Source organism: Kitasatospora sp. NE20-6 (assembly GCF_045862635.1).
Genome location: NZ_BPRL01000043.1, coordinates 35,560 through 59,214, shown reverse-complemented (window position 1 = coordinate 59,214; position 23,655 = coordinate 35,560). Strand labels below are relative to the sequence as shown.

Genomic DNA, 23,655 nt, shown 5'->3' with positions numbered 1-23,655 from the left:
CGTACGCCTTCCTGGGCGGCAGCACACCGGTGAGGTCGGGTGCCGGAAGGGCGGCTCGACGGGTTCGGAGCCTTCCTGCTCAGCGGGTCGGGCGGGCCGGTGTGGTGGGCGTGTTCCGGCGGGTGGCGGAGACGTGGGTAACCGGGCCCCGGGGTACCGTTGCCGCTCGGGCAGCATCGGCGCGCAAGGTCATGGGTGCGGCGGTACCGGTCGTGCCTGGTGCGGCGCCGGCGCGCAGTTCTTGGGCGGTGGTGGTGAAGCGGCGCCAGGCGTAGTCGGTCCGGGCGGCAGCCCAGTCGGAGGCACGGGCGGTCAGGGCGGGGGCCAGTGCGGCGACCTCGGCAGCGGGGACGGCGCCCCAGGCCAGCAGCGAACCGGTGGCGGACCACAGGTCGAGGTACCACTCGCCGCCAAGAGGGAACGCCTTGACATGGGCCGGGTCGGGCTCCTCCTGGTAGTGCCACAGGGTGCGGTGCAGCGGCTGCCAGCCGGGGCCGACGAACTCGGGGACCACCGTCTGTTCGTCGAGGCGCTCGCCGCGGTCGGCGACGGTGAAAAGGTCGTGCAGCGATCCGTCGTCGAGCGCGGCCTTGACCAGGCGAAGGACGTCGGTGACGTCCAGTCCCTCCCGTCCGTCCAGGACACCGACGACACGGCCGAGGGTGCGCAGGGTGTGGCGGGCGTCGCCCGGGTCGATCCACTCCTCGGGCGCCTCCTGGTCCGCGAGCTCCGCCTTGACCTTCACGGCCACCGACCGCAGGTCCTCCAGCTGCCCGGCGCCAGGGCGGTCGGGCAATTTCGACACCCGATAAGCGAGTTCCTCGTACGGCCGCATGTGCCGGCGCACGAGGTGCAGGGCGTAGCGGTCGGCGCCTGCGCGGAAGGAGTTGACGGCGGCGTTGCGGACGGCTTCATCGTGGCCGCGCAGGGAGGTGAGCAGGGTCATGTAACGGTCGTGGGTGTCGGTCTGCTCGCGCAGGACGCGGGTGTACGCCTCGTTCAGCAGGTCCAGGTCGCCGAGTTCGGCCCTGTGGGGCTCTCCGTAGCGCTGGGCGTCAGCGCGCAGGTCGGCGATGCGGTCGGCGGTGGGCTTCCCCCAGATGTTGGTCATGGTGTCCTCCAGTGGGGCGCGGGCTGCTGCGTGTCGGCAGGCTTGGGGGGCGGTGCAGTAGCCGGGCCGACGATGGCGGCGCGGGTGGTGCGTGCCGTCGCGGCTGCCGTACGGCCGTCGGCCTCCACGACTTTCACGATCGTCACGGCGTCCCGGTGGCGGGAGGGGATCTGGTCGAGGTGGCGGAGGACGGGCTCCAGGTCGAAGGTGCACGCCACGGCCTTGGCGACCAGTGCATGAGGGATGGGGCCGGTGAACTCCATCGACCAGCCCTGGTACTCGGTCTCGAAGGGCTCCGGCTGCTGCCCGGCCATCAGGTGGAACGCGAGCCGGTCGGGGTTCGCCGCGCTCTCTCCTGGCGACAGCGCGTAGCGCCACAACAGGCCTCCCTGCGGGCCCTCGCCGAGCCGGTACTCGGTGAGTTCACCGATCCGCCCGCTCATGACACAGTCCCTGCTGCGTAGTTCACGTGTGAGGGGTTCCGGGCTGCCGGGCCTGCCAGGAGCGGTGCGCCGTCGTGGGCGAGGTCGTCGGCGAGGTGCTGGAGGATCGCGCCGACGATCTCGGCGGGGGTGCGGCAGTCGATCTCCAGCGTCCACAGCGAGTCGCTCGCAGGTGTTCGCCGGGCCTGGATGGACCAGAGCGCCTGATCGGGGTCGTCGGTGAAGCGGGCGACCGTCATCCGGCCGCAGGGGCTGGATGACACGGAGCCTTCAGTGTGGTCCGGTGTCCAGTTGTGGTTTGCGAGGGCGAGCCACACGTCGGCAGGCTCGCCCGGACCGGCGAGATGGCGAGGGGTGACGAGGAGGGCGGTGGCCGGGGAGGTGACGGTGGTCTCCGGATCGGTCGGGGTCGGGCCGACCGGGTGTGGCCGTGTCAGCGGTGCCGGCCGGTGGGGGTGGTCGAGGTCCAGGCGAGCCGGGCAGAGGTGCTGGTGGCCGGGGCGGCGGCCCGGGTGGTCGGGGAGGTGGAGCGGATCCGGGCCGCGGTGCGCTGCACATCCAGAGGGCTGGGCGGGGGCGGGAGGATCGGGGTGATCGTGGCGCTGTGACGGCTGAGGTGGCGCAGTTCGCTGCGGTAGCGGATGACGGGGGCGGGATCGAGGATCGTGGTGGTGGCGGCAGCGAGGATGCGGGCGGGGGTGCGGCTGCTGAATCGTCCGTACCAGCCGGTGTTGGAGCGGGTGGAAAGGGTGTAGCGGCCGTCCTGGCCGGCCTGTTCGGCCTCCGACGGCGAGAGCGGTGACCAGCTGTGGACGGCGGTGATGTGGCCGTCGGGTGAGGTGAGGGTCAGCCGGCCGCGGTCGCGGGGGTCTTGCGTCCATCCGACCGTGGTGTAGGGCGCGGTCCATTCCGCCGGGCCGGCGGTGCGCTCGGTGAGCCAGGTGTCGTCCTCGGGCCGGTACATGCGGGCGAGTTCGGTGGTGACGGCGGTGACGATCTCGGTCGGGGTGGCTTCGGAGAAGCTCGCGGTCCAGCGCGGTTCGGCGAAGGGGGCTGGGGCGACGGCGATCTGCCACAGCGTGTCCCAGTCCTGCTCGGGGATGAACCCGAGCCGGATCCGGCCGTCGCCGGTGGCGAGGTAGAAGTTGCCCAGCTCGTCATGGTGGCGCTGGATGCCGGGCAGTTCGAAGAGGGGCTGGAGCGCGAAGTCGCCTGTGTAGCGGTCGCCGGCCAGGTAGACGGGACGTACGTGGACGTCGCCGTCGGTCTCCACGGGGGTGTGGGCAGGTGCGGTGTTCAGATGGTCCTCCGGGCTACGGGGGCGACGTGGCCGGCCTGGACGGTGGTGACTGCCTGTGCGGCGGTGTCCCGGCGTTCGGCGGGGAGGGCGGTGCGGGCGAGCGCGGCCTGGAGCCTGGCACGGAGCCCTACGGGGGCCGGGCGGATGGTGATCGCCGCGTGTTCGGTGGCGGCCAGGTCATTGCGGCGGCGCAGTGCGGGCCTCGGGTCGGTGAGGTGGTCGAGGGCCGCGGCGATCATCCGGGTCGGGGCCTCGGTGGAGAACGTGGCCTGCCACCTCTGTCCGCCGGGCGGCTGCCCCCACAGGATGACCGTGGACAGTTCGTCGTCGCCGTCCGGGTCGGTGTGGTAGGCCCCGCGATCCTGTCGGATCAGGCCTGCCGTGCCGTCGGGGCTGCGGTAGGCCATCTGCTCGTGGGTGCTGACGTCCTGCCAGTCTGCCTCGCGCATCTGGGCGACGAGCGCGGTCCGGAGCGCGACGAGACCCCAGTGGGCCTCCTCCCAGGCGACACCGGTGTACCGCTGAGCGTATGAGAATGCCTCGGCGACCGCGAGGGCAACCTCGTGGGGGGTGTGGGTGTCAAAGTCGGCCCGCCAAGCGCGGTCGCCGATCGGGGAGTCGTAGGCGGCGACGGTCCAGCGGATCCGGCTGTACCCGGGCTCGTGGTCGAGCAGGACGCGGCCTGTCAGGCATTCGCTGACCGCGATGGGCTGCTCGCCGGCACCGGGCCGGTGGAGCGACCAGCCGGGGTGCTCGTCGAGGAACTCCTCCAGCGCCTCATCGGCGTCACCGGGGCTGGCGAGGTAGCCGGGTTCGACCACGACGTCCTCATGGCCGGTGCTCCCGTGCGGTGAGGCCGGGGTGGTGGGGTCATCGGGCACGGGAAGCCTCCGGGCGGGTCGGGGCCACCGGCCGGGGCCGGGTGACGGGGTGGGTACGCAGGTGGGAGCGGTGCAGCAGGGGGATCCGGAAGGCGGGACGCCGGTAGGGGGCCGGGGGCGGTCACGGTGCGCAGGGCGGCGAGGAGCAGGGCGGTGGGGGTGTGGCGGCTGAATTCGGCACGCCAGCAAGCTTCTTCGCAGGCCGGTGTCCCGGCGTACAGCTCGTAGGCGGCGGCGAGCGCGTCACTGCCGGGCCCATTGCCAGGGTGGTCGACCTTCCGATGGATGCGGATACCGGCGGGGTCGGTGAGGACGAGGTCGGTGCGCGGGTCCGTGCTGGGGATCCAGCGGTGGGTGCCCGCGGTCTCGGCGGTGATAGCGACAACGGCATCCGTGGTGCCGGGACCCGGCCGGCCGTGACCCCACAGCTGGGTGTAGCGCCCCCCGAGGGTGGGCCGGTCCAGGGCATGGGCCAAGCGGCGGGCCACGGCCATGACGACCTCGGCCGGGGTGTTCGCGGAGAACCTGCCGTGCCACGGATGCGCGCCGCTGGCGGAGGGTGCGGAACGGATGCTCCAGCGCTGCGGCTCGGGGCCGTTGCCTCGGTGGAGGGTAACGGTCGTCGCGGGGTCGTGCAGGTGGTGGGCCGACAGGATGTCGTTGTCCGCGAACAGTAGCCAGTCGGCACGGCTTTCGGCGAAGTCGCAGAGGGCTTCGGGCCCGGCCAGGTATCCCGGGTGGACGGACATCGGCATGTCGTGGGCGGGCAGCGTCATAGGCGGCTCCTGGCGGGTGCGGGCGGCGGGCCCCCGGGCAGACCGGGGCCCGCGGCAGGGCAAAGCGTCGCCACGGCCGACGGCGGCAACGGGCGTGGCGTCCCGGCGCGGCCGGAGACGGGATGGAGGGTCAGCCGGTGGCTGCCGGGTGGCAGGCGGCGGCGATGAGGTGGACGGGTATCGCCTGGTCGAACCAGGCCCGCCAGGGACGGCCGCCGGCCAGGCCGGTCAGCTGCCACTGCGGCCTGCCGTCGTCGTGGACGAGGTCGAGGACGAAGCCCTGGCGGCAGCCGCACTGCCGGTCGGGGCAGGAACTGGTGGCGGTCAGCATGTCCGTGCCGTCCCCGGTGGCCGGGCCGTACAGAACCCGCTGCTGGTCGCTGCGGTCGGCCTAGGCGACATCGCGGGCGGCCGCCTGCAGCAGGGCGCCGATCATCTCGTCGGGGACGCTGTCGTCGAAGCGGGCCTGCCATACGACCTCGCCCGTGGACGTCGCGGCGGCAACGGTCACCGCCGCCGGACCGGTGTCGGCGGCGGGGAAGTACGCCCGTACGCGCTGGCAGGAGCTGACGAACGCTTCGCCACCGCCGTCGAGTTCGTGCAGGCTCCAGCCGTCGAGGCCGTCCGCGTCCTGCTCCGGGGTGGGCTCGGTGGCCGTTGTGGCGGGCCGGGTGCTGGGCAAAGGTTCTCCCGGGGCGGTGGTGGGCAGGTAGCGGCGAGGTCACACCGTGAAGTCGGCGCTCTCCGGGGCTCGGACGGTGTCCTGCCAGGCCCGTTCGAGGCGCTGCTCGGCGATGTCGGCGTAGTGGTCGGTGAGCTCGATGCCGACGAAGGAGCGGCCTTCCATCAGGGCGGCGACGCCGGTGGAACCGGATCCGGCGGTGAAGTCGAGGATCGTGCCGCCTGGCGGGCAGATCTTCACCAGCTCGCGCATCATCGCGACCGGCTTCTGCGTGATGTGCTGCCGCTTCGCCCCGCTCGGCTGGGAGCCTTCCAGCAGGCCCCGCAGGTAGACGGGGTTGCGGTCGCCGTCCATCGCGCCCTTGGAGCCCCACACCACGAACTCCGAGTTCTGGGTGAAGCGGCCCTTCTGGGGTCGGGCGGCGGGCTTGTACCAGGGCACGATGCCGCGCCACAGCCAGCCGCCGGCCTGCATCGCGTCCGTGGTGGTCGGCAGCTGCCGCCAGTCGGTGAAGATGCAGGCGGTGCCGCCGTCGGCGGTGATGCGGTAGGCCTCGGCAAGGAGCTGGGACAGCCAGAAGCCGTAGGAGCGCTGGTCCTTGTTCTCGCCGGGGAAGTCCGGCAGGACCTTCTTGGCTCCCGCAGTCGTGTACTTGTCGCGGGCGGAACGGCCGACGCGCTCCTGGGTGGTGCGCCCTCCGGAGTTGTAGGGCGGGTCGCAGATGACGCAGTCCACCGAGGCGGCCGGCAGTTCGCTCAGGCGGGTCAGGGCGTCGCCCCGGTAGAGGGTGTAGTTGGTCAAGGGCATGTCCTCGCAAGGGTGAGGGGATGAGGGCGCAGCGGCGCATTCCGGCCCGGGGACGGGACGCGGAGAGACCCGCTGTGCGCTGCGCCGGCGGGCCTGCAACGACCGTATGGCGGCCCGCATCTCCCTGGCAAGGAATTCATTTATTTCCGCGAATTCCATGAACTCCTTGCCGAGTAGATATGGCGGCCGTTAGCGTTTTTCTCGTCGCCAGGAGCGCTCTGACCTGGCTCGGAGGAATCCCAGGCTTTCCCGAGGCTTCCAGGGGCACCGATCCGGATTCCCCTTTCCACCCCTTTTCGCCGCGGCGTCGGCGTGCCCTTTCGGGCGCTCGCGCCGCCTACACGATCGGAGATTGCATGACGGGAATTCGCCTGCCCGCGATACCCGCTGCCCGCGCGCTGGGCCCGGCCCCGGAGGGTACGGGCCTGCGGCGGGAGCGGTGAGGAAGGCCGCCGTCGGCCTGGGCGCGGCCGTGCTCCTGACGCCGTTCGCCCTGATCCTGCCGCTGGCCGTGGTGTCAGCCGACAACGCCATGTGCGCGGCGAGCAGTCCACAGGCCGTGGATGTGGCCGCGGTGGACGCGGCGGTTCAGCTGATCCTCTCTGGCCAGTCCGGGCCAATCGCGCCGGTGGAGGGCCTGGACCTGCCATCGGTGCAGATCCCCCTGGCCCAGACGATCGTGGCCACCGGCGTCGCTCTCCAGGTCCCGCCGCGCGGCCAGGTGATCGCGCTCGCCACCGCGATGCAGGAATCCCGGCTGCGGAACCTCGCCTACGGCGACCGCGACTCTCTCGGCTTGTTCCAGCAGCGTCCCTCCCAGGGGTGGGGCACCGCGGAACAGCTGCAGGATCCGGTGTACGCGTCGACCGCGTTCTACCGGGCCCTGCTCAAGGTGGCTGGCTGGCAGGAGATGCCGCTCACCGTCGCGGCCCAGGCCGTGCAGCGCAGCGGTTTCCCGGATGCCTACGCCCAGTGGGAGTCGCCGGCCTCGGCGCTGCAGCAGGCCATTGCGGCGGTGCTCGGTGCGCCGTCCGCCGGCACCGCACCCTCGGTGTCCTCGTGCACGCCGCCCGGGGACGGTACCGACTGGGGGGTGATCCCGCCGGGTGTCCTGCCGGCCGGGTACACGATCCCCGCCGATGCCCCACCCGCGGTGCAGTCGGCGATCCGGTGGGCGCTCGGGCAGCTGAACACCCCCTACCAGTGGGGCGGGACCTGCCAGAACAGTCACGGGCCGGATCCGATGGGCCGCTGCGACTGCTCCAGTCTCATGCAGGGCGCCTACCGGGCCGCCGGGGTGGCGATCTCCCGCACCACCTACACCCAGATCAAGGACGGTACCGCGGCGGACCTTGCACAACTGAGCGCCGGGGACCTGCTGTTCATCCACCCCGGGCCCGCGGGCCCCGAACACGTGGGGATGTACATCGGCTCCGGCCTGGTGGTGCATGCCCCGCACACCGGTGACGTGGTGCGCATCGCGACGCTCGCCTCCTGGAAATCCGGCGTGCTCGCCGTCCGCCGCATCGTCCCCTGACCTCCTTCTCCTTCCTCCTTCACCGTCTGGAGACGCGTTTGTCGTTGATCCTCGCCTCCTCCGAGGCACTCACCCATCTCGCCTACGACCCGGGTGTCACCCCGGCCGAGGGCGGCCTGCCGGGCCTGTCCGTCCTCAAGCAGGTCGTCTCCTCCATCAACCTGTTCGCCGTGATCGCCACCGTCGGCGCGCTGTGCGTGTCCGGCGTGGTGTGGGCCTGGGGCCACCAGAGCGGCAGCCACGGCGCTGAGGCCAAGGGCAAGCAGGGCACCTTGACCGCCGCCGGCGTCGCCCTGCTGCTGGGCGCCGCGAACGGCCTGGTCGCGTTCTTCTCCGCCCTCGGGACGCAGGTCAAGTAAGTGACCAACTCTCCCTCTCACGACGGTGACTCGCTGCTGCGGCGGCGCCTGCTGATCGGCCTGGTGGTGCTGGTGGTCGCCGGTCTGCTGGCCGGGCTCTGTGCCCGGCTGGCGGGCGGCGGCTCGCCCGGCCACCCCGCACCGGCCGCCGGCACCTCCGCCCAGACGATCTCCTCCCCCGTCGTTTCGACGCAGCCGACCGTCCCGGCCGCCACGTCCGAGGCGGGGCCGGGTGTGGCCCGCCCGCCGCACACATCCAGCCCGACCGCGTTCGCCACCGCGTTCGCCACCGCCCTGTGGACCTACGACGCGCGCGCCGTGGACCAGCAGCGCTTCGTCAACGGGCTGCGGCTGTGGCTGACTTCGGAGAGCGTGTACGCCGACGGCGCCTCCGTCCAGGGGCAGGTGCCGGATCCGGTGCTGTGGTCGCGCCTGCGCGACACCGGCCAGACCTCCACGGCCACCTCCGTCCTGGCGCACGTACCCGACGCCTTCACCCGGGCCGTTGCCAAGGACCCCGGTGCGCTCGCCACCGCTTACATCTACGCCCTGACCGTCACCGCGAAGGTCAACCTGGCCTGGGACGGCGGCGGCCGGGGAGCGGAGGACCGCGCGATCACCCTCGCCGTGCAGTGCCGCCCGCAGCGCGACTGCGCGCTCGCCGCCATCGCCCCCACCGTCTACCCGTAACTCCCCCTGCCCTCCCATCACCTGAGGAGGTGATCGCCCATCGGTTTCTGCGACCTGCCGGGCGCCGGTCTGCTGTGCGACACCGTCGTCGGCGGTGTGTCCGACTCCATCACCACCAGCATCGGCAACTGGATCGCGGAAAGCTGCGGCGACCTCGCGCAGTCCGCCGTCGACCTCGCCAGCCGCACCGTCGACCAGACCACTCGCGTCGACCTGGGCGCCGACTGGTTCCGCTCCAACTACGCGCTCATCCTGCCCATCGCACTCACCATGATCGTGATGACGTTCATCCTGCAGCTGGTCCGCGCCGCCTGGAGGCGCGACGGCCAGGCTCTCGGGCAAGCCGTCACCGGCACTGTCAGTTCGATCATGTTCGCGATGACGGCGATCACCTTCACCGGCGTCGCCCTGGTCGTCGTGGACGCCCTGTCCCGGGGCTTGTTCACGGTCGCCAACTCCTCCATGGACGACGCGGTCCGCCGGATGGTGAAGGTCTCCATGATCACCTCGACGACGCCGCTCGGCTGGGGCGTCCCGGCGCTGGTCGGCCTCGCCTGCGCGGTCGGTGCGATCCTCTACTGGGGCATGATGATCTTCCGCAAGGTCAGCATCCTGGTCCTGGTGATCCTGGCTCCGCTCGCCGCCGCCGGCGGCCCGTGGGAGCCGACCCGGGACTGGCGCAGGCGCTGGATCGAGGCCACCGCGACGATCGTCTTCTCCAAAATGGTGATGACGATCATCATGCTGGTAGGTGTCTCCGCGATCGGCCAGAGCGAGAGCGGCGACGGCATCCAGGCGCTGTCCGACATCATCGCCGGCCTCGTCGTCATGGCCCTCGTCCTGCTGTCCCCGTTCATGATCTACCGGTTCGTCCACTGGGCCGGTGACGGCCAGAGCCAGGATCTGCACCGCTCCACCGCAGCCGGCCTGCAGGTGGCCAGCGCCGCTGCCCAGAAGGGCGGACGGATGGCCGTGTCCGGCAAGACCGGCGGCGCGGCCAGCTTCGGCGGCAAGGGCGGCGCCAGCCCGCAGGGCCCGGACCAGGTCCCCGGCATGAACGCCGCCGAGTCCACCGGCGGCGCCGCCCTGCAGGGCTCCGGCGCCTCCGGTTCCTCCGGCGCCCTGTCCAAGGCCACCCCGACGTCCTTCACCTACGGGGCGCCTACCCGCTCGGGGTCGGGCGACGGCGGCGTGCCGCTCGTCAGCCGTGCCGCAGGCGACCGTGCCGACGGCGACCAGGGCCGCCCGCTGGTCAACCGTCCCGGCGCCAGTGCCGCGGGTCCGGCTTCGGCAGGCCGCGGACCGGGTCCGGCAGCGCAGGCCGCGGCCGGTTCCCCCGGCGTCAAGACGCCTGCCGCATTCCCCGCGCCGTCCGGCGCCGTACCGGCGATCGACCCGGCCCTCGCGCCGCCCACCGGACCCGCCACCCCCGCGGCCCAGCGGTTCTCCTTCCCCGGCCGCACGCCCTCGTCCTGACGCCGGGCCGTCTTCCGCGGCGCCCGGCCCACTCCGGCCGGGCGCCGCCCCCTCCCCTTCCCCCGCCGAAAGAGACCAGCTTGAAGACTCTCCGCCGCCTCGGCGCCATCGGCGCCACCGCCTCGCTGCTCGCCGTCGCCGCCGGACAGGCCACCGCCTACCCCCGTTACCTGAGCATCGGCTGGACCGAGCGCTCCGGCTGCATCGCCTCCCTCAACGGCATCTCCGACAAGGAGGCCGGCAGCTACAAGGTTCAGGGCGTCACCAGCAAGGTCCAGAGCGCCGCCTCCAACATCCGCTGCGTGGGCTGGCTGACCCGCTCCACCGACGGCGGACGCACCTGGAAGCAGATCTCCGGCCTGCACACCGTCACCACCGCACCCACTCTGGACACCACCGGCTGGTACTGGAACGGCCCGGGTTACCGCGCCAAGAACTGCGTGGACATCTACAAGGGCACCGCCTACTACGGGCACTTCTGCTCCGGAGAGTGGCGCAACTAGCCCCCGGCCGACGCCGACACCTTCCACGCCCGCGGCGGGCGGACCGCACCGCGGCCCTCCCGCCCGGCCCCGTCCGCACCGAAGGAGCCGTCCGCCCTGTCCGACGCCCCAGCCACCATCAAGTTCCCCCACCGCGCCCGCCGCGGCATCCTCCTGGGCCTGTCCCTGCCTCAGCTCGTCGCCACCGGCTTCGGCGGCGCCGCCCTGCTCGCTGTCCTGATGACCTCCGGCATCCCCGGCGCCCTCCTCCTCACCCCGCTGTGGGCGCTGCTCGCCGCCGCCGTCCTGCTGCGCGTCCGCGGCCGGTCCCTCGCCGAATGGGCCCCGATCGCGATCCGCTACTGGCTGCGCCGCACCCGCGGACAGTTGCTGTGGCTGGCCCGCCCCTCCACCCGCCCGCGTGTCGAGGGCTTGCTCCACCTACCCGGGACCGCCGCCTCGCTGCGTGCCGTCACCTCCCCCGACGGCCGCCTCGGCGCCGTCCACGATCAGCAGCAGAACACCCTCACCGCTGTCACCCGCGTCAGCAGCCGGGCCTTCGCGCTCCTGGACCCCGGCACGCAGGACGGCAACGTCGCCGGCTGGGGCCGGGCCCTAGCGGCCCTGTCCCGCTCCGGGCAGATCGCCCGCATTCAGGTGATGGAGCGCACCGTCCCCGACAGCGGGGACGCCCTGCAGCGGTACTGGCTGGAGCACGGCCGCCCCGCCACCCCCGTCGCCGGGCCGATCTACGAGGACCTGCTCGCCGCCGCCGGGCCCACCGCCGCCCCGCACGAGGCGTACATCGCCATCGCCCTCGACCTCAAGGAAGCGCGCCGCCTGATCAACCAGGCCGGTGGAGGACTCGCTGGCGCGTTCGCCGTCCTGCGCCAGCTCACCTCCTCCCTCGACCAGTCGATCCGCGGGGCCGGGCTCACTCCCGGCGGCTGGCTGACCGCAGGTGAGATCGCCGCGACCGTACGCACCGCCTACGACCCCGCCGTTCTCGGCGCCCTGGAGCGCTGGTCGGCCACCGGCCGGCCCGAGGCCGACGTCGCCGCCGCGGGCCCCGTCGTCCTCGTCGAGGAGCCGGAGAAGATCCGCACCGACAGCGCGCACCACGCCGTCTACTGGATCGAGCAGTGGCCTCGCATCGAGACCAGCGCGGGCTTCCTCCACCAGCTCCTCTACAGCAGCGGCGTACGGCGCACCCTCTCCCTCCTCTACACCCCGCAGCACCTGGACGCCGCGTTCAAGGACGTCCAGCGCAAGAAGGCCACGATCATCGCGGACGCCGCCGAGCGGGTGCGCCGCGGCCAGGTCGACTCCGAGGCCGACGGCGTCGAGTACCAGGACGTCAAGGCCCGTGAGCTGCAGCTGATCGCCGGGCACGCCGACGTCGCGATGACCGGCCTGCTGGTGGTCTCCGCCGACGACGCCGACCAGCTCAGTGCCGCCTGCGCCCAGGTCGAGACCGCCGCCGTCGCCGCCTTGATCGACCTGCGCCGCCTCGCCCTCCAGCAGGCCGAGGCCTTCACCGCCGCGGCCCTGCCGCTGGCCCGCCTCTGACCGCCGAAGGGCCCCCATGCACCACGACGAGCCGGACCTGATCGGCTTCGCGACCGCGGCCCTGGCCTGCCACCGCGACACCGACCTCGGCAGCGACCAGCCCCTGACCCGCGACGAGCTCGACACCCTGCACGAGCACGCCGTCGCCCTGCAGACCCTGCTCGACCACGCCACCGTCCGCACCCGCGTCCACACCCCCTCAGCCGGCGATGAGCTCCACCACGCCCGCGTCCGCCTGTGGCAGGCCACCGAACACCTGCACGCCGCCTACCACGCAGCGCCCCGCGACAGCGGACGCCAGCCCACCCGGGAGGCCTGCGCCCTGCGCCATCCCGACGGCGTGCCCGGCCTGACCATCTGCCGCCGCCACCGCAACGCCTCAGCGCGGGTGCGGCAGTTCACCACCCCCACCGACCTGCGCCGCTGACCGGCTGCCCGCGAGACAAGGAGCCCCGACCCTGCACCGCACCACTGCCAGCGCGCTGTTCACGCCCTCCCGCGCCGACCGCGACGCCCGCCGCAACGCCCGCCGCGACCTCGCCGCCGCCCGAAGCGAGGCCCGCCTCGCCGACCGGCCCCGCCACCGCGGCCCCACCGCCGTCAACGAACTCGACGCCCGCCCCCTCTACCCAGCCACCGGACGCCCCGGCCTCGCCTCCGCCCGCGGCGGCAAGCTCAAGCTCCCCGCCCACCGCATGACCACCGCGGTCGCCGCCGGAGCCTTCCCCTTCCTGGCGGAGGGCGGCCTCGGCCCCGGGGGCATGTACATCGGCCGCGACGTCCACGCCGAAGCGGGCTTCACCTTCGACCCCTTCGAGCTGTACGGCAAGGTCGAGGGCTTCACCAACCCCAACGTCCTGCTCGCCGGCGTCATCGGCATGGGCAAGTCCGCACTCGCCAAGTCCCTCGCCCTGCGCTCCATCGCCCACGGCTACAAGGTCTACGTCCCCTGTGATCCCAAGGGCGAATGGACCACCGTGGCCACCGCTCTCGGCGGGCGGACCATCGCGCTCGGGCCTGGCATGAGCGGCAGGCTCAACCCCCTCGACGCCCCCGCCACTCCCACCGGCACCGAACCTGCCGAGTGGGCGACCGAGGTCCGCAAGCGCCGCCTGCTCCTGCTCGCCTCCCTGGCCCGCACCGTGCTGCACCGCGACCTCGCACCGATGGAACACACCGCCCTCGACATCGCCCTCGACGAGGTCGTCGCCGACGCCGAACACACCCACCGGGTACCGCTGCTGGGCGATGTCGCCGTGATGCTCGGCAGTGCCCGCCGTCTGGACGACGCGCTCGGCGACCCAGCCCGGCGTCTGGGCGCCGCCGCCGAGGACCTCGCCCACGCCCTGCGCCGTCTCGTCCAGGGCGACCTCGCCGGCATGTTCGACGCCCCCTCGACCGTCGAGTTCGACCCGAGCGCCCCGATGCTCACCATCGACCTGTCCCAGCTCGGCGCAACCGGCGACGACACCGGCCTCATCCTCGCCATGACCTGCGCATCCGCCTGGATGGAAGCCGCCCTCTCCGACCCGGACGGCGGACGCCGCTGGGTCGTCTACGACGAGGCGTGGCGCCTGATGAGGCACCTTCCGCTGCTGGAGCGCATGCAGCAGCAGTGGAAGCTCTCCCGCGGCCTGGGCATCGCCAACCTGCTGGTCATCCACCGCCTGTCCGACCTGCTGTCGGCCGGAGACGCCGGGAGCCGCGGCCGGGCCCTCGCGGAAGGCCTGCTCACCGACTGCGCCACCCGCATCATCTACCGCCAGGAACCCGACCAACTGGCCGCTACCGCCAGCCTCCTCGGCCTGACCGGCGTCGAGACCCAGGCTATCGCCGCCCTCACCCGCGGACGCGGCCTCTACAAGATCGCCGGACGCTCGTTCGTCGTGCAGCACCTCCTGCATCCCGCCGAACTGCAGCTCTACGACACCGACTCGCGGATGCACGGGAATCCCCGTGAGTTCACGAATCCCGACGCCGGGCCGGTGTAGAGCGACGGCGCCGACCCTCTGGCCGCCGAGAACCAGCCGGCGGATCACCCCTGTACCGACTGCACGAGACCGGAGGACCGTGCTTTCCACCATCACCTTCGCCGTCGATCCGGTGCTCGGCCTGGTCGCAGCAGCAGTTGACCGTCGTAGCCGTCAGTGGCTGGAGCAGGCCGGTCTGGTGCGCGACGACGCGAGCGGGCTGCACCGGCTACGGCGGGATACCGCCGAGCCCACCGGCCGGCGGATCATCTCCAACGCCACCGGCCTGCTCAACTCGGTCGGCTACGACGTGCTGCGGCTGTACTCCGAGACCGAGCAGCGGCAGGCCGCCGCGCATCCGTCCGCAGGACCTGCAGTGACCCGGGAGCCGGGGACGATCTGGGTGCACCACGTCGGCTCCGACATCGTGGCCGGCCGCTTGGTCGTCCACGCCGCCCTCAACGAGGCGGACGGCCCAGTCAGACTGCTGGCCGACTACCCGGCGTACGGTCGGGCAGCGGTCCTGTCCACCGAGGGCGGCGGCCTGTACGGCATCGCCGAGTTCGGAGATCTGGCTGCCGCGGTGGCCGCCTTCGGACACTCCCTCGCCCCGCAGTTCCCGGCCCGTGAGCCGCGCACCGCTTCAGCAGCGGCCATCACATCGCGCGCTTTCACCCTGGGGCCGGTGTCCGTGACGCGCACGCAGGACACGGCGACACCGCAGGTGACCGCGGTGCATCCGGCTGCTCGCACCCGTTGATCCCTCGCATCGACTGCTTCCCCTGTGCGGCCACCGAGCCTCGCTGTCCGTTCCCGTCCTTCCGGAGGTAACCCCTGTGTCTGCCCTGCTCACCCGTCTCGACTCCCGGGTGGAGGCCGCCGTCGGCGCCAGTATCGCTGTTCTCCACGCTCAGGAGGCCCGCCTGGATGCCGCTTCGGCCCGCATCCTGGAGGCCCACCGCACGCTGGTGAAGGCCGAGACCACTCTCGCGTTCGAGCGTGTGCGGCTGCTGATCTGCGCGGACCGCCAGCGCCGGGTCGACGACCAGCTGCTCGCGGACCTGAGTACCCAGCTGGAGGTGCTGGAAGACGCTGCCGCCTCACGTGACCAGGCCGAGGCCGATCTGCTGGCCCGGATCAAGGAGATGCGCCACTCCCCGGCACCGGCCGCCGGGCCCACCGTGGTCTCCGCCGTCGCTGCAATGCGCCGTTGACCGCTCCGCGAGGCATCGAGCGCAGGCCGGTAACGGTATTCGGCTGGGACTTCGACGAGGGCAAGTTCGTGATGGCTCCCCGCAGGCCGACCCCGCACATCAGCGAGATCCTCGACGAGTGCGGCTTCTGGCACCGGGCCGACCGGCTCGGTACCTGGCGGATGCACGGCGCGGTGGACCGGCACGAGCAGGTCACCGCCGCAGCCGCCGTCGTGGGCCGATTCGTGGATGCGGGGGATGAGGCCCGCAACTGGCATGCACCTCAGCAGCGTTCGGCCGATGTGGTGCGGCACTACGCGTGGCTGGGATCCGAGGGGCCCTTCCCTGACGCTGATGCCACCGCACAGCCGCAAGCGGCTGACGTGTCTCGACCTGCCGGGCGACTCACGCGAGACCACGGAGATGGTTGCCGGCGGCGCCCTTCGGGTGGAGGCTCGCCGGCCCCTGGGCAAGGACAAGTGGCTGCTCGCCTCCGAACGCGAACGGCCCGGCCACTACATGGAGCTGCGGCACCATCTGCCCTCCGGCGGCCTGTGGATCACCGGCGTATCCGCCCCGTCGTTCGCGGGCCTGCTCCGCAGGGACTTCCGGGTGCACGTCCTGCGCGAGACCCGGCCCCCGGCCGCCGCCCGCGCTCTCGCCGGTATCCCACCCGCAGCCGTCCGCCCGGCACAGAGCGGCCCCGCGCGGCCAATCCCGCCGGACCGGACCGCCCGCCGCCGTTGACCGCTGCCCCCGGTGTCTTCTCTTCTCCCCCTTCCACCAGAACGAGGTTCTCCCTTGGCCGATATCTCTTTCGGGCCCGGCCCGAACGGCGCCATCACCGCCCGCCTCAACCCTGACGTCCCCGCCGGCGCCCACCGGATCCTGGAACAGAACGGCGCGACCCGCCTCGCCGCCGAGGGGGAGTACGCCTTCGACGGCCCGGACGCCGTAGCCCGCGCTGCCCAGAGTGCCTATCTGCTGAACGCCGGCGAGCTGACCATGGCCACCTCCGGCGACATCCCGCGGGAGCGCCGCCTCGCGGTGGACGGCGCGGACGTGGTCTTCGCCCGCCACCCCAGCGAGGGCATCATCGCCGCCACCGCCACCAACGCCACCGAAGCTCTGGTCTCCGGTGTGCTGAAGCAATTCGGGTGGACGTACGACGGCTCGGCGCCCGACCGGGACATCTACCTGCCGCCCACCGATGCGGACGAGCGAGAGGTGCTGGTGGCCGCGGCGCGGGCGAGCCTGGTCCTGCAGGGGCTTCGTCTGCAGGTCTCCACCGTCGGTCTGGCCACCCCGCCCGCCTCCGCCGACCGGCTCGCGGAGGCCACCGAGGACCTGGCCCTGGAGCGGGTCAACCTGCGCACACTGACCGACAACCGCGACGTGGCCGACCTGCTGGACACGGCCCTGGACCCGACGGCCGGCGCCCTTCCCAACCTGTCCGCCCTCCTGGCCGACATCGGCACCTTCACCGCACAGCTGTCTCCGGAGCAGGGCGCGCTGCTGGGCGCCGCCCTGGACATCGTCCGCGGGCAGGCCACCGGCCTGGCCGACCGCCTGCAGCTCCTGCAGACCAGCCTCGCCGAGCTCGGCACGGCCGTGGAAGCGCCGATCACCACGACGCGCAGCATCCGGGCCACCGCGGCAAGCGCCGTCACCGCCCGCGGCCTGCCCGCCGGGCCGATCATCCAGGCCGTTCCCGCCGCCCAGGCCCTCGCCACCGTACCCGGACCGGCGCACGCCGTCAGTCTCTGAAGGAGGCCCGCATCACCGACCGTCCCGTCATCCAGATCGTCCGGCACCCCGAGTACGGGGTTGCCGTCACCGGGCTCGAGCACGCGACCTACCAGCACCGGCGGCTGCTGGCCGACTACGGGTTCACCCCGATCCCGGGCAGCACCGACCTCGGGTTCACCGGCCAGACCGACAACCTCTTCCTCCACGGAAGGCAGGCGGTGGCCGCGCTGCGCTCCACCGGCGCCGAGGTCCGCCCGGAGCCCGCGTTCGACTACGAGGTGCACCCCGGCAACCAGTCGCCCTCGTCCGTGGCGGCCGGTGGGGGCCCGGTGATCGTGTCCGGCCCAGCCACGGCGGCCCGCACCGACGTGGCCGTGGGTACCCACCCCGACCACGGCATCACCGCCACCAACAACACCGGCAGCCCGGACGCGGCCCGGCTGCTGGCGAAGGCCGGCTTCTACCGAGTGGCCGGCCACAGGAGCCTGTTCGCGCTGACCGCCCAGGAGGCTGGCGGCGAGGAGCGGGCAAAGGCCACGGTGGCGCAGATGCGGGCGGTGGGCCTGAGCGTCGTTGCCGATCTGCCTTTCGAGCCGACTCCGGTCTCCGACGCCGAGGACCCGTTCGCCACCCGTATCTTCCCGGCGCCGGCCGAGGCGGCGGCCCGCCCGGCCGAGGCCCCCGCACAGAGCGCGGACCCGTTCGGCACTCAGCTGCACCCCGCGCCCGTACCGTCCGAGGCCGCGCAGGAGAGCCGGATGGGTACGTTGCTGAGCAACCGGCAGGCGGCGCTCGCCGTGATCGAGGAGATCCTGGCCGGGCTTTCCCGGCAGCTGTGCGATGACCCGCAGGCCCTGGACCCCGTACAGGTGGCTGCCGTGCTGGCAAGCGCGCAGAGCACCCTCGGCGGGGTCCGCCAGGACCTGGAGACCATCGCTGCCGCCAGCCCCGCCCGCCGGACCTTGCAGGCCCGCCCAGCCGTCTCGGCCCAGCTCGGCGCCCGCGCCCAGGCAGCCCGCGCGACCAGTCTGCGCCTGGGCCGCATCACCGCCGCCCAGACCGCCGAGGCTGCCCGGTCGGTGGACCCGCGCGCGGCCTACAGCGTCCACTCCCGCTGACCTGCCCGAAGGATCCGCCCATGGCCGTTGCGACCCGATGGACCGTCACCCACTCCTGCGGACACGAGGCCGAACACGACCTCACCGCCCGTCCCGCCGACCGCCGCGCCAGCTACGCCCGCTGGCTCTGCGCCCGCGACTGCACCGACTGCTGGCGCGCCGAGCGCGATGCCAACCGCGGCGCCGAACGCACCGCATGGCTCGCCACCCGGCGCGCCGAGGAGCAGGAGGCCTCCGCCGCCTGGTCCGCGCAGTACCGGATGCCGCCGCTGTCGGGCCCGCAGGCGATCCTCGACTGGGGCGAGCGCACCCGCCACCAGCTCATGACCGCCGCCTACAAGGTCCTCGTCGTCGAAGGGGAGCTCACCGACGAGCAGTGGCAGCAGGCCGAGGACCGTGCCCGCACGGTGGACCGGGCCGGCTGGTGGATCGACCAGCGCGAAGCCGAGGCAGCCGACCTGCCCGAGCTGCTGGACGCCGCCACCGACGCGGACCGCATCACCGAGAACCCGTTCTGAGCAGCCCTGCCGACACCGGGCCACCGGTGACGGTCCGAATCCTCCCAGGCTCGTTCGGCATCCTCGAGGTGACCGGCGCCGACGCCCCGGCCCTGCGCCTGCTGGCCCGGCTCGGCTTCCGCCCGCCCCGCAACGGCGGCCATCCGGTGTCCCTGCACAGCGAGGAGGGGCCACTGGCGGTGCGGGCTCTGATGGGCGAGACCGCCCGCCGGCTGCAGCACGCCGGCTACGTGGTCGAGGTCGACCCCTGGCTCCGGATCTCTCCCGCCGGTGAGCAGGTCCTGGAGCTCCTCGACGAGCTGCGGACCCGTCTGGACGACCTGGCCTGCATCGTCGGCGAGATCGACGACCTGCGCGATCTCGCCGACGTGGCCGCCCAGCTGGTCACCGGCACCCGCAATCCCGCCGAATCCGCCCGCGTCCTGTTCGGCCTGGCCGCCGAACAGGCCCGGGGCGCCGCAGGTGATCTGCACGAGCGCACCGAGCTGGCCGCCTGGTTCCAGGCCCGCGCCGACAGCGCCCAGCGGACCGCCGCCGAAGCATCCTCCATCCCCTACCCCGCCGCCGGCCGCACCGGCCCACGGGCCGAAGCCGCCCGCGCCTCATCCCGCGCTGCCCGCGCTGCCGGAACAGCGCCCGTCACCGCGGTCATGACTGCGGCCGCCGATCCATGTCCCAGGAAGGCACGCCTCTGAGCGCCACGACCACTTCCACCGCCGCCGTCCGCACCTTCGCCGCGGATCTGCGGGCTGCCGCCGACCGCCTCGACGCCGACAGCGCCCGGCCCAGCCAGGCCCTCCTGGCGGTACTGCTCGCCGAGGGCGGCCTGCTGCCGCTGCTGTCCCGCATGAGTGCCCGTATCCGCGCCGACCTGACGCTCTACGAGGCCACCTTCGGGCACGATTCCGGCACCGAGCCGCTGTACGAGCTCGGCCACCTGATCGCCGAAGTCGAGGAAGCCGTCGACGAAACCCTGGCCGACGCCAGGGAGCACTTCGACGGCACCCTGCATTTGCTCGCCGACCACGCGAGCCCGGCCGAGGCCGCCGCCACCCGCATCGCCACCCAGAAGGAGTTATGGGGCGGGCCCGCGCTGCGCGAGGGCGAACAGGTCTACCTGTTCTGGCCGGACGGCTCCAGGCACAAGCCCCAGCCGGGCCTGGCCGTCCCGCACAACGGCTACCTCAACCCGTACGACTCTCCGTTGTTCACCCGGCCGGTCGCCGAGCTGCTCATCACCGACCTGAACGCCGACAACAGCGGCATGCGCGCCGCCTTCGAGACCGACGATGCCCTGGTCATCACCTGGCCCAAGGCCTACGACGGCGACGGCGGCACCAAGCGCGTCCTGCCCGACGACCGCGGACTGTACGCGATCGGCGGCCACTGGCCCTGGGACAAGCGCAGCCCCGTCGCCTCCGACCTGCCCGCCCGCGCCGGCGCGGCACGCGTCACCTCCCTCACCACCCCGACCGCCCCTGTCTCCTCGTCGGCCGCTCCCGCCCTCCAGCAGGCCACACCGTCCGCCCGCAGCAAGAGACGCTGACCCTGCCACCCGGAAGGGAGCCCATGCCCGACCCGACCGAGGCCACCGCCGCCCTGCGACGCCTGGCCGACCGGTTCCGCACCGCCACCGGCCCCGCCGAAGCCGCCGCGCTACTGGAAGAGATCACCCGCGAGGGCGGCACCCTCGAAGCTCTCTCCGACGTCCTCGGCGCTGCGAGCCGGTGGGTCAAGGACCGCCCCGACACCCCGTGGCTGTGGCAGCCGCTGGCCCTGGCCGCGGACGAGATCTGGCAGGCCGGCACCGACCTCACCGAAGTGCCCGGCCAACTGCGGACCGCAGCCGCGAAGACGACCCGGATCCGCTCGGCCACTCCACGCCGCGACGTTGCCCCGGCCCCGGCCCTGCCCCCTGTGCCCACCACAGCGACATCGGCACCGCGCGGACGCTGAGCAGATCCCCGCCATCACCCGCTACGCCGGCACCCTCGACCTGCTCACCTCCGCCCACCACCACGCCCTGCGCCTCCCCCACCGCCCCGAGATCCGGGTGATCGACGCCTGGCGGCCCATCGGCCGCTTGCCGGACCTGGACACACCTGGGCTCGACGCCCTGGCCGCCGAGCTCGACGCCCACCTCACCGTCCACCGGCCTCAGCCCGGACAGCGCACTACCCGCTCCCGGGACGTGTGGCACTACACGATCCGCGACCACCCCGACCGCCCGCCGCTACGCGACGAGCAGTGGGCGGCCGTGGCCCGGCGCGTCCTGGCCGCGACCGGTATCGCCCCCGACGGCGATCCGGACGCCTGCCGATGGCTGGCCCTGCGCACCGACAGCCACGAAATCCGCATCGTCGCCCCGCTCATGCGCGCCGACGGCACCACTCCGGCACTGCACCGCGACCTCTCCCTCGCCCACGCGGCCTGCCAGCTCGCCGCCCTGGAGACCAAGCCGCATCGCGTCCGCGCCGTCCGCGCAGGCCTCCGCCCGCCGGCACCACCGCCCGTGCGCGGCCCCGACCGGCCGTGGGCCGCGCCTGCCGCCGGTTCCCCTCCCGCCCGCCACTGACCGAAAGCCCGCCGCTTGCCGACCAATCCCCCCTCCCCCACATTGAGCGCCACCCACGATGCTGGCGGCGAGGCCACCTCGGCGTTGAACCGGCTGGCCGAGTACGTCGAAGCACTCGACACCGAGGAAGCCGCCGAGGTCCTGCGCACCGTCTTCGGGCCTCCCGGTGCCGCGCACGCCCTCGTCCGGGTCCTGGACCGCTTCTCGCACTGGGCCGCCGACGCCCACGAGGCGCCGGAGGTGTACGAGCCTCTGATCCGCGAGGCCGCAGAACTGCGGGTCAACGCCTACCGGATCACCGCCGTCGCCAACACGGTGGAGGAGCTGCCCTCTCGCTCCCCGCGCGCATCCGCAGCCCTCGCCGCCTCCCCAGCCGCCCTCGCCTCCGGCCGCCCCCTGCACACCGTGGCAGCCGCCGCACCGCACGTCCCGCCGCGCCCGCGGATCACCGAGCCGCCCCACCGCTGACCACCCGGCCGCGGCTCCCGGCCGCACGTACCCATCCCCCTCTTCCGCCCCCGCTCCGCGTGCCTCTTCCGCGGATGCCGCGCGCGGACCCCCTTCCTCTGCAAGGACTCCCCTCTGCCGACCTCCACTCCCAAGTCCCTCTCCTCCTCGCCCGGCACCGACGCCCTCCTCTACGCGCTCATCGGCACCGGACTCGCCCTGATCGCCTACGGCTCCCTCGCCTGGGTGTTCGGCAACACCGCCAACTACCTCTTCGGGAAGGGCCCGTGGGCCCCGTACCAGCCCGTCGCAGCCGCCCTGCACCCCGACCGGCTGTGGCCCGCCCTCGGCCCGGCCTCCCTGCTCGCCTCAGCCCGGATCGCCCCCGCCCTGCTCGCTCTGACCGCTGCGGCCCTCGGCCTGCGCCTGTGGCTGACGCACCGCCGCAACAGGACCGCCGGGCTGGCCACCAGCCGCGACCTGGCCGTCCTGCTGCCCAAGGGGATCACCACCAAGGCCCGCAGCCTGCGCCCCAGCCTCGCGGACGCCAAGCCCGGATCGATCCGCCCCGACGACACCGGCATCCTGCTCGGCACCCTCGGTGAGAAGGGCCCCGAGGTCCGCACCAGCTGGGAGGACGTCGCGGTCGCCATCATGGCCCCGCGCTCCGGCAAGACCACCAGCCTCGCTGTCCCCTCCATCCTGCGCGCCCCCGGCCCGGTCCTGCTCACCTCCAACAAGGCCGCCGGCGACGCCTACACCGTCACCCTGGACGCCCGCATCGCCGCCGGCCGGGTGTGGACGATGGACCCGCAGCAGATCGCCCACACGACGCAGGCCATGTGGTGGGATCCGCTCGCCGACGCGAAGGACCTGCCCGGCGCCCGGCGCCTGGCCCAGCACTTCGTCACCGCCGCCGTCGACGAGGGCGAGCAGGGCGACTTCTGGTCCACCGCCGCCGCCAACACCCTCACCGCCCTGTTCCTGGCGGCCGGCGCGGACAGCCGCCCGATCACCGACGTGCTCGGCTGGCTCGCCCAGCCCGCCGACCGCACCCCCATCGACGTCCTCAAGGCCAACCAGCTCGCGGCCATCGCAGCGCAGTTGCAGGGCACCGTCTCCGGCGCGGTCGAGACCCGCGACGGCATCTTCGAGACCGCCCGCCAGTACGCCGCCTGCCTGCTCGACCCGAAGATCGCCGCCTGGGTCACCCCCAGCGACGACCTTCCCCAGTTCCGGCCCGCCGACTTCGTCACGGGCACGGACACCCTGTACCTGCTGTCCAAGGACGGCGGCGGCTCCGCCTCCGCGCTGATCGCCGCCGCCGCGGACTCCGTGATGCGCACCGCGGTGATCCAAGCAGAGCGCGACGGCGGACGTCTCGATCCGCCGCTGCTCGCGATCCTCGACGAGGCCGCGAACGTGTGCAAGATCGGCGACCTGCCCGACCTGTACTCCCACCTCGGCTCCCGCGGGGTCATCCCGATCACGATCCTGCAGTCCTACAGGCAGGGCCAGCGGGTGTGGGGCGAGGTCGGCATGGACGCCCTCTGGTCGGCCGCCACCATCAAGCTCGTCGGTAGCGGTATCGACGACGCCGACTTCGCTGACAAGCTCTCCCGCCTGGTCGGCGAGCACGACGTCGAGACGATCTCCCACTCCACGAGCGAGTCCGGGCGCTCCACCTCCGTCTCCATGCGCCAGGAACGGATCCTTCCCCCTGACCAGATCCGCGCCCTCAAGAAGGGCTCGGCGCTGCTGTTCGCGACCGGCATCAAGCCCGCGCTGCTGCAACTGAAGCCCTGGTACAAGGAGCCCGGCGCCGGCGAGATCGGCAAGGCCTCGGCGCAGCAGACCGCGGCGATCACCGAGCGGGCCCGCGCCAAGGCGGAGGCCGCCGCATGAGCCTGCCCTCCGTCACCGCACCGACCGTGCGGACGTTGTCTCTAAGCGCCGGCGTCCAGTCGACCGT

Annotated in this window: 28 protein-coding genes and 1 pseudogene; 20 read left to right on the top strand and 9 right to left on the bottom strand. The window is 73.0% G+C overall.

Annotated features, from left to right (window positions below):
• Window positions 1–79: 79 nt before the first annotated feature.
• From SNE206_RS26725 to SNE206_RS26685, 9 genes and pseudogenes are all read right to left on the bottom strand, one after another.
• Window positions 80–1,111 (bottom strand): hypothetical protein, encoded by a 1,032-nt coding sequence (locus SNE206_RS26725; RefSeq protein WP_407916051.1) that lies wholly within the window; start codon window positions 1,109–1,111, stop codon window positions 80–82.
• A complete protein-coding gene (locus tag SNE206_RS26720) occupies window positions 1,108–1,554 on the bottom strand; it encodes a hypothetical protein (RefSeq protein WP_407916050.1) in 447 nt (148 codons plus the stop codon). Before SNE206_RS26720 ends, SNE206_RS26725 begins: the two co-directional genes overlap by 4 nt.
• Window positions 1,551–1,817 (bottom strand): DUF317 domain-containing protein, encoded by a 267-nt coding sequence (locus tag SNE206_RS26715; protein ID WP_407916049.1) that lies wholly within the window; start codon window positions 1,815–1,817, stop codon window positions 1,551–1,553. The genes SNE206_RS26720 and SNE206_RS26715 overlap by 4 nt, the downstream gene beginning before the upstream one ends.
• 170 nt (window positions 1,818–1,987) lie before the next feature.
• Complete coding sequence (locus tag SNE206_RS26710) at window positions 1,988–2,827, bottom strand: DUF317 domain-containing protein (protein WP_407916048.1); 840 nt, start codon at window positions 2,825–2,827, stop codon at window positions 1,988–1,990.
• Window positions 2,828–2,850: 23 nt separating this feature from the next.
• Window positions 2,851–3,735: a DUF317 domain-containing protein gene (locus SNE206_RS26705; RefSeq protein WP_407916047.1), complete on the bottom strand. Its 885-nt coding sequence runs from the start codon at window positions 3,733–3,735 to the stop codon at window positions 2,851–2,853.
• Window positions 3,736–4,214: 479 nt separating this feature from the next.
• Window positions 4,215–4,484, bottom strand: a pseudogene (locus SNE206_RS26700) (DUF317 domain-containing protein); the annotation flags it as partial.
• A gap of 157 nt (window positions 4,485–4,641) precedes the next feature.
• The gene (locus tag SNE206_RS26695) at window positions 4,642–4,842 is read right to left on the bottom strand and encodes a hypothetical protein (protein ID WP_407916046.1); all 201 of its coding nucleotides are present in this window, start codon (window positions 4,840–4,842) and stop codon (window positions 4,642–4,644) included.
• 60 nt (window positions 4,843–4,902) lie between these two features.
• Entirely contained in the window at window positions 4,903–5,193 is a 291-nt protein-coding gene (locus tag SNE206_RS26690; RefSeq protein WP_407916045.1) for a DUF317 domain-containing protein, read from the bottom strand.
• A 39-nt stretch (window positions 5,194–5,232) separates the two neighbouring features.
• Window positions 5,233–5,994 (bottom strand): DNA-methyltransferase, encoded by a 762-nt coding sequence (locus tag SNE206_RS26685; RefSeq protein ID WP_407916044.1) that lies wholly within the window; start codon window positions 5,992–5,994, stop codon window positions 5,233–5,235.
• 445 nt (window positions 5,995–6,439) lie between these two features.
• Here SNE206_RS26685 and SNE206_RS26680 point away from each other — a divergent pair, with 445 nt between their 5' ends.
• The 20 genes from SNE206_RS26680 (at window position 6,440) to SNE206_RS26585 (ending at window position 23,588) form a co-directional block, all read left to right on the top strand.
• The gene (locus SNE206_RS26680; protein ID WP_407916043.1) at window positions 6,440–7,537 is read left to right on the top strand and encodes a C40 family peptidase; all 1,098 of its coding nucleotides are present in this window, start codon (window positions 6,440–6,442) and stop codon (window positions 7,535–7,537) included.
• A 44-nt stretch (window positions 7,538–7,581) separates the two neighbouring features.
• On the top strand, window positions 7,582–7,896 hold the full coding sequence (locus tag SNE206_RS26675; protein ID WP_407916065.1) for a DUF6112 family protein: 315 nt from the start codon (window positions 7,582–7,584) through the stop codon (window positions 7,894–7,896).
• Window positions 7,897–8,586: a hypothetical protein gene (locus SNE206_RS26670; protein WP_407916042.1), complete on the top strand. Its 690-nt coding sequence runs from the start codon at window positions 7,897–7,899 to the stop codon at window positions 8,584–8,586.
• Window positions 8,587–8,682: 96 nt separating this feature from the next.
• Window positions 8,683–10,062: a conjugal transfer protein TrbL family protein gene (locus SNE206_RS26665; protein ID WP_407916041.1), complete on the top strand. Its 1,380-nt coding sequence runs from the start codon at window positions 8,683–8,685 to the stop codon at window positions 10,060–10,062.
• 80 nt (window positions 10,063–10,142) lie between these two features.
• Window positions 10,143–10,565, top strand: a complete 423-nt coding sequence (locus SNE206_RS26660; RefSeq protein ID WP_407916040.1) for a hypothetical protein — start codon at window positions 10,143–10,145, stop codon at window positions 10,563–10,565.
• A 96-nt stretch (window positions 10,566–10,661) separates the two neighbouring features.
• Window positions 10,662–12,113 (top strand): SCO6880 family protein, encoded by a 1,452-nt coding sequence (locus tag SNE206_RS26655; RefSeq protein ID WP_407916064.1) that lies wholly within the window; start codon window positions 10,662–10,664, stop codon window positions 12,111–12,113.
• Between the two features lie 16 nt (window positions 12,114–12,129).
• Entirely contained in the window at window positions 12,130–12,540 is a 411-nt protein-coding gene (locus SNE206_RS26650) for a DUF6238 family protein (protein ID WP_407916039.1), read from the top strand.
• A 268-nt stretch (window positions 12,541–12,808) separates the two neighbouring features.
• Complete coding sequence (locus SNE206_RS26645; protein ID WP_407916038.1) at window positions 12,809–14,104, top strand: VirB4 family type IV secretion system protein; 1,296 nt, start codon at window positions 12,809–12,811, stop codon at window positions 14,102–14,104.
• 79 nt (window positions 14,105–14,183) lie between these two features.
• Window positions 14,184–14,843: a hypothetical protein gene (locus SNE206_RS26640; protein ID WP_407916037.1), complete on the top strand. Its 660-nt coding sequence runs from the start codon at window positions 14,184–14,186 to the stop codon at window positions 14,841–14,843.
• A gap of 76 nt (window positions 14,844–14,919) precedes the next feature.
• Window positions 14,920–15,297 carry a hypothetical protein gene (locus tag SNE206_RS26635; RefSeq protein ID WP_407916036.1) on the top strand — a complete coding sequence of 126 codons (378 nt, stop codon included), beginning with the start codon at window positions 14,920–14,922 and terminating at the stop codon, window positions 15,295–15,297.
• A gap of 333 nt (window positions 15,298–15,630) precedes the next feature.
• A complete protein-coding gene (locus tag SNE206_RS26630) occupies window positions 15,631–16,023 on the top strand; it encodes a hypothetical protein (protein ID WP_407916035.1) in 393 nt (130 codons plus the stop codon).
• Between the two features lie 54 nt (window positions 16,024–16,077).
• Window positions 16,078–17,043, top strand: coding sequence for a hypothetical protein (locus SNE206_RS26625; RefSeq protein WP_407916034.1), 966 nt, complete (start codon window positions 16,078–16,080; stop codon window positions 17,041–17,043).
• 200 nt (window positions 17,044–17,243) lie between these two features.
• Window positions 17,244–18,143 (top strand): hypothetical protein, encoded by a 900-nt coding sequence (locus SNE206_RS26620; RefSeq protein WP_407916033.1) that lies wholly within the window; start codon window positions 17,244–17,246, stop codon window positions 18,141–18,143.
• A gap of 20 nt (window positions 18,144–18,163) precedes the next feature.
• A complete protein-coding gene (locus SNE206_RS26615) occupies window positions 18,164–18,661 on the top strand; it encodes a hypothetical protein (protein ID WP_407916032.1) in 498 nt (165 codons plus the stop codon).
• Window positions 18,662–18,687: 26 nt separating this feature from the next.
• Window positions 18,688–19,356, top strand: a complete 669-nt coding sequence (locus SNE206_RS26610) for a hypothetical protein (RefSeq protein WP_407916031.1) — start codon at window positions 18,688–18,690, stop codon at window positions 19,354–19,356.
• The gene (locus SNE206_RS26605) at window positions 19,332–20,207 is read left to right on the top strand and encodes a hypothetical protein (RefSeq protein WP_407916030.1); all 876 of its coding nucleotides are present in this window, start codon (window positions 19,332–19,334) and stop codon (window positions 20,205–20,207) included. Before SNE206_RS26610 ends, SNE206_RS26605 begins: the two co-directional genes overlap by 25 nt.
• 23 nt (window positions 20,208–20,230) lie before the next feature.
• A complete protein-coding gene (locus tag SNE206_RS26600; RefSeq protein WP_407916029.1) occupies window positions 20,231–20,617 on the top strand; it encodes a hypothetical protein in 387 nt (128 codons plus the stop codon).
• Window positions 20,553–21,236: a hypothetical protein gene (locus SNE206_RS26595; RefSeq protein ID WP_407916028.1), complete on the top strand. Its 684-nt coding sequence runs from the start codon at window positions 20,553–20,555 to the stop codon at window positions 21,234–21,236. Before SNE206_RS26600 ends, SNE206_RS26595 begins: the two co-directional genes overlap by 65 nt.
• A gap of 15 nt (window positions 21,237–21,251) precedes the next feature.
• Window positions 21,252–21,704, top strand: a complete 453-nt coding sequence (locus SNE206_RS26590) for a hypothetical protein (RefSeq protein ID WP_407916027.1) — start codon at window positions 21,252–21,254, stop codon at window positions 21,702–21,704.
• A gap of 114 nt (window positions 21,705–21,818) precedes the next feature.
• Window positions 21,819–23,588: a type IV secretory system conjugative DNA transfer family protein gene (locus SNE206_RS26585; RefSeq protein WP_407916063.1), complete on the top strand. Its 1,770-nt coding sequence runs from the start codon at window positions 21,819–21,821 to the stop codon at window positions 23,586–23,588.
• Window positions 23,589–23,655: the final 67 nt, after the last annotated feature.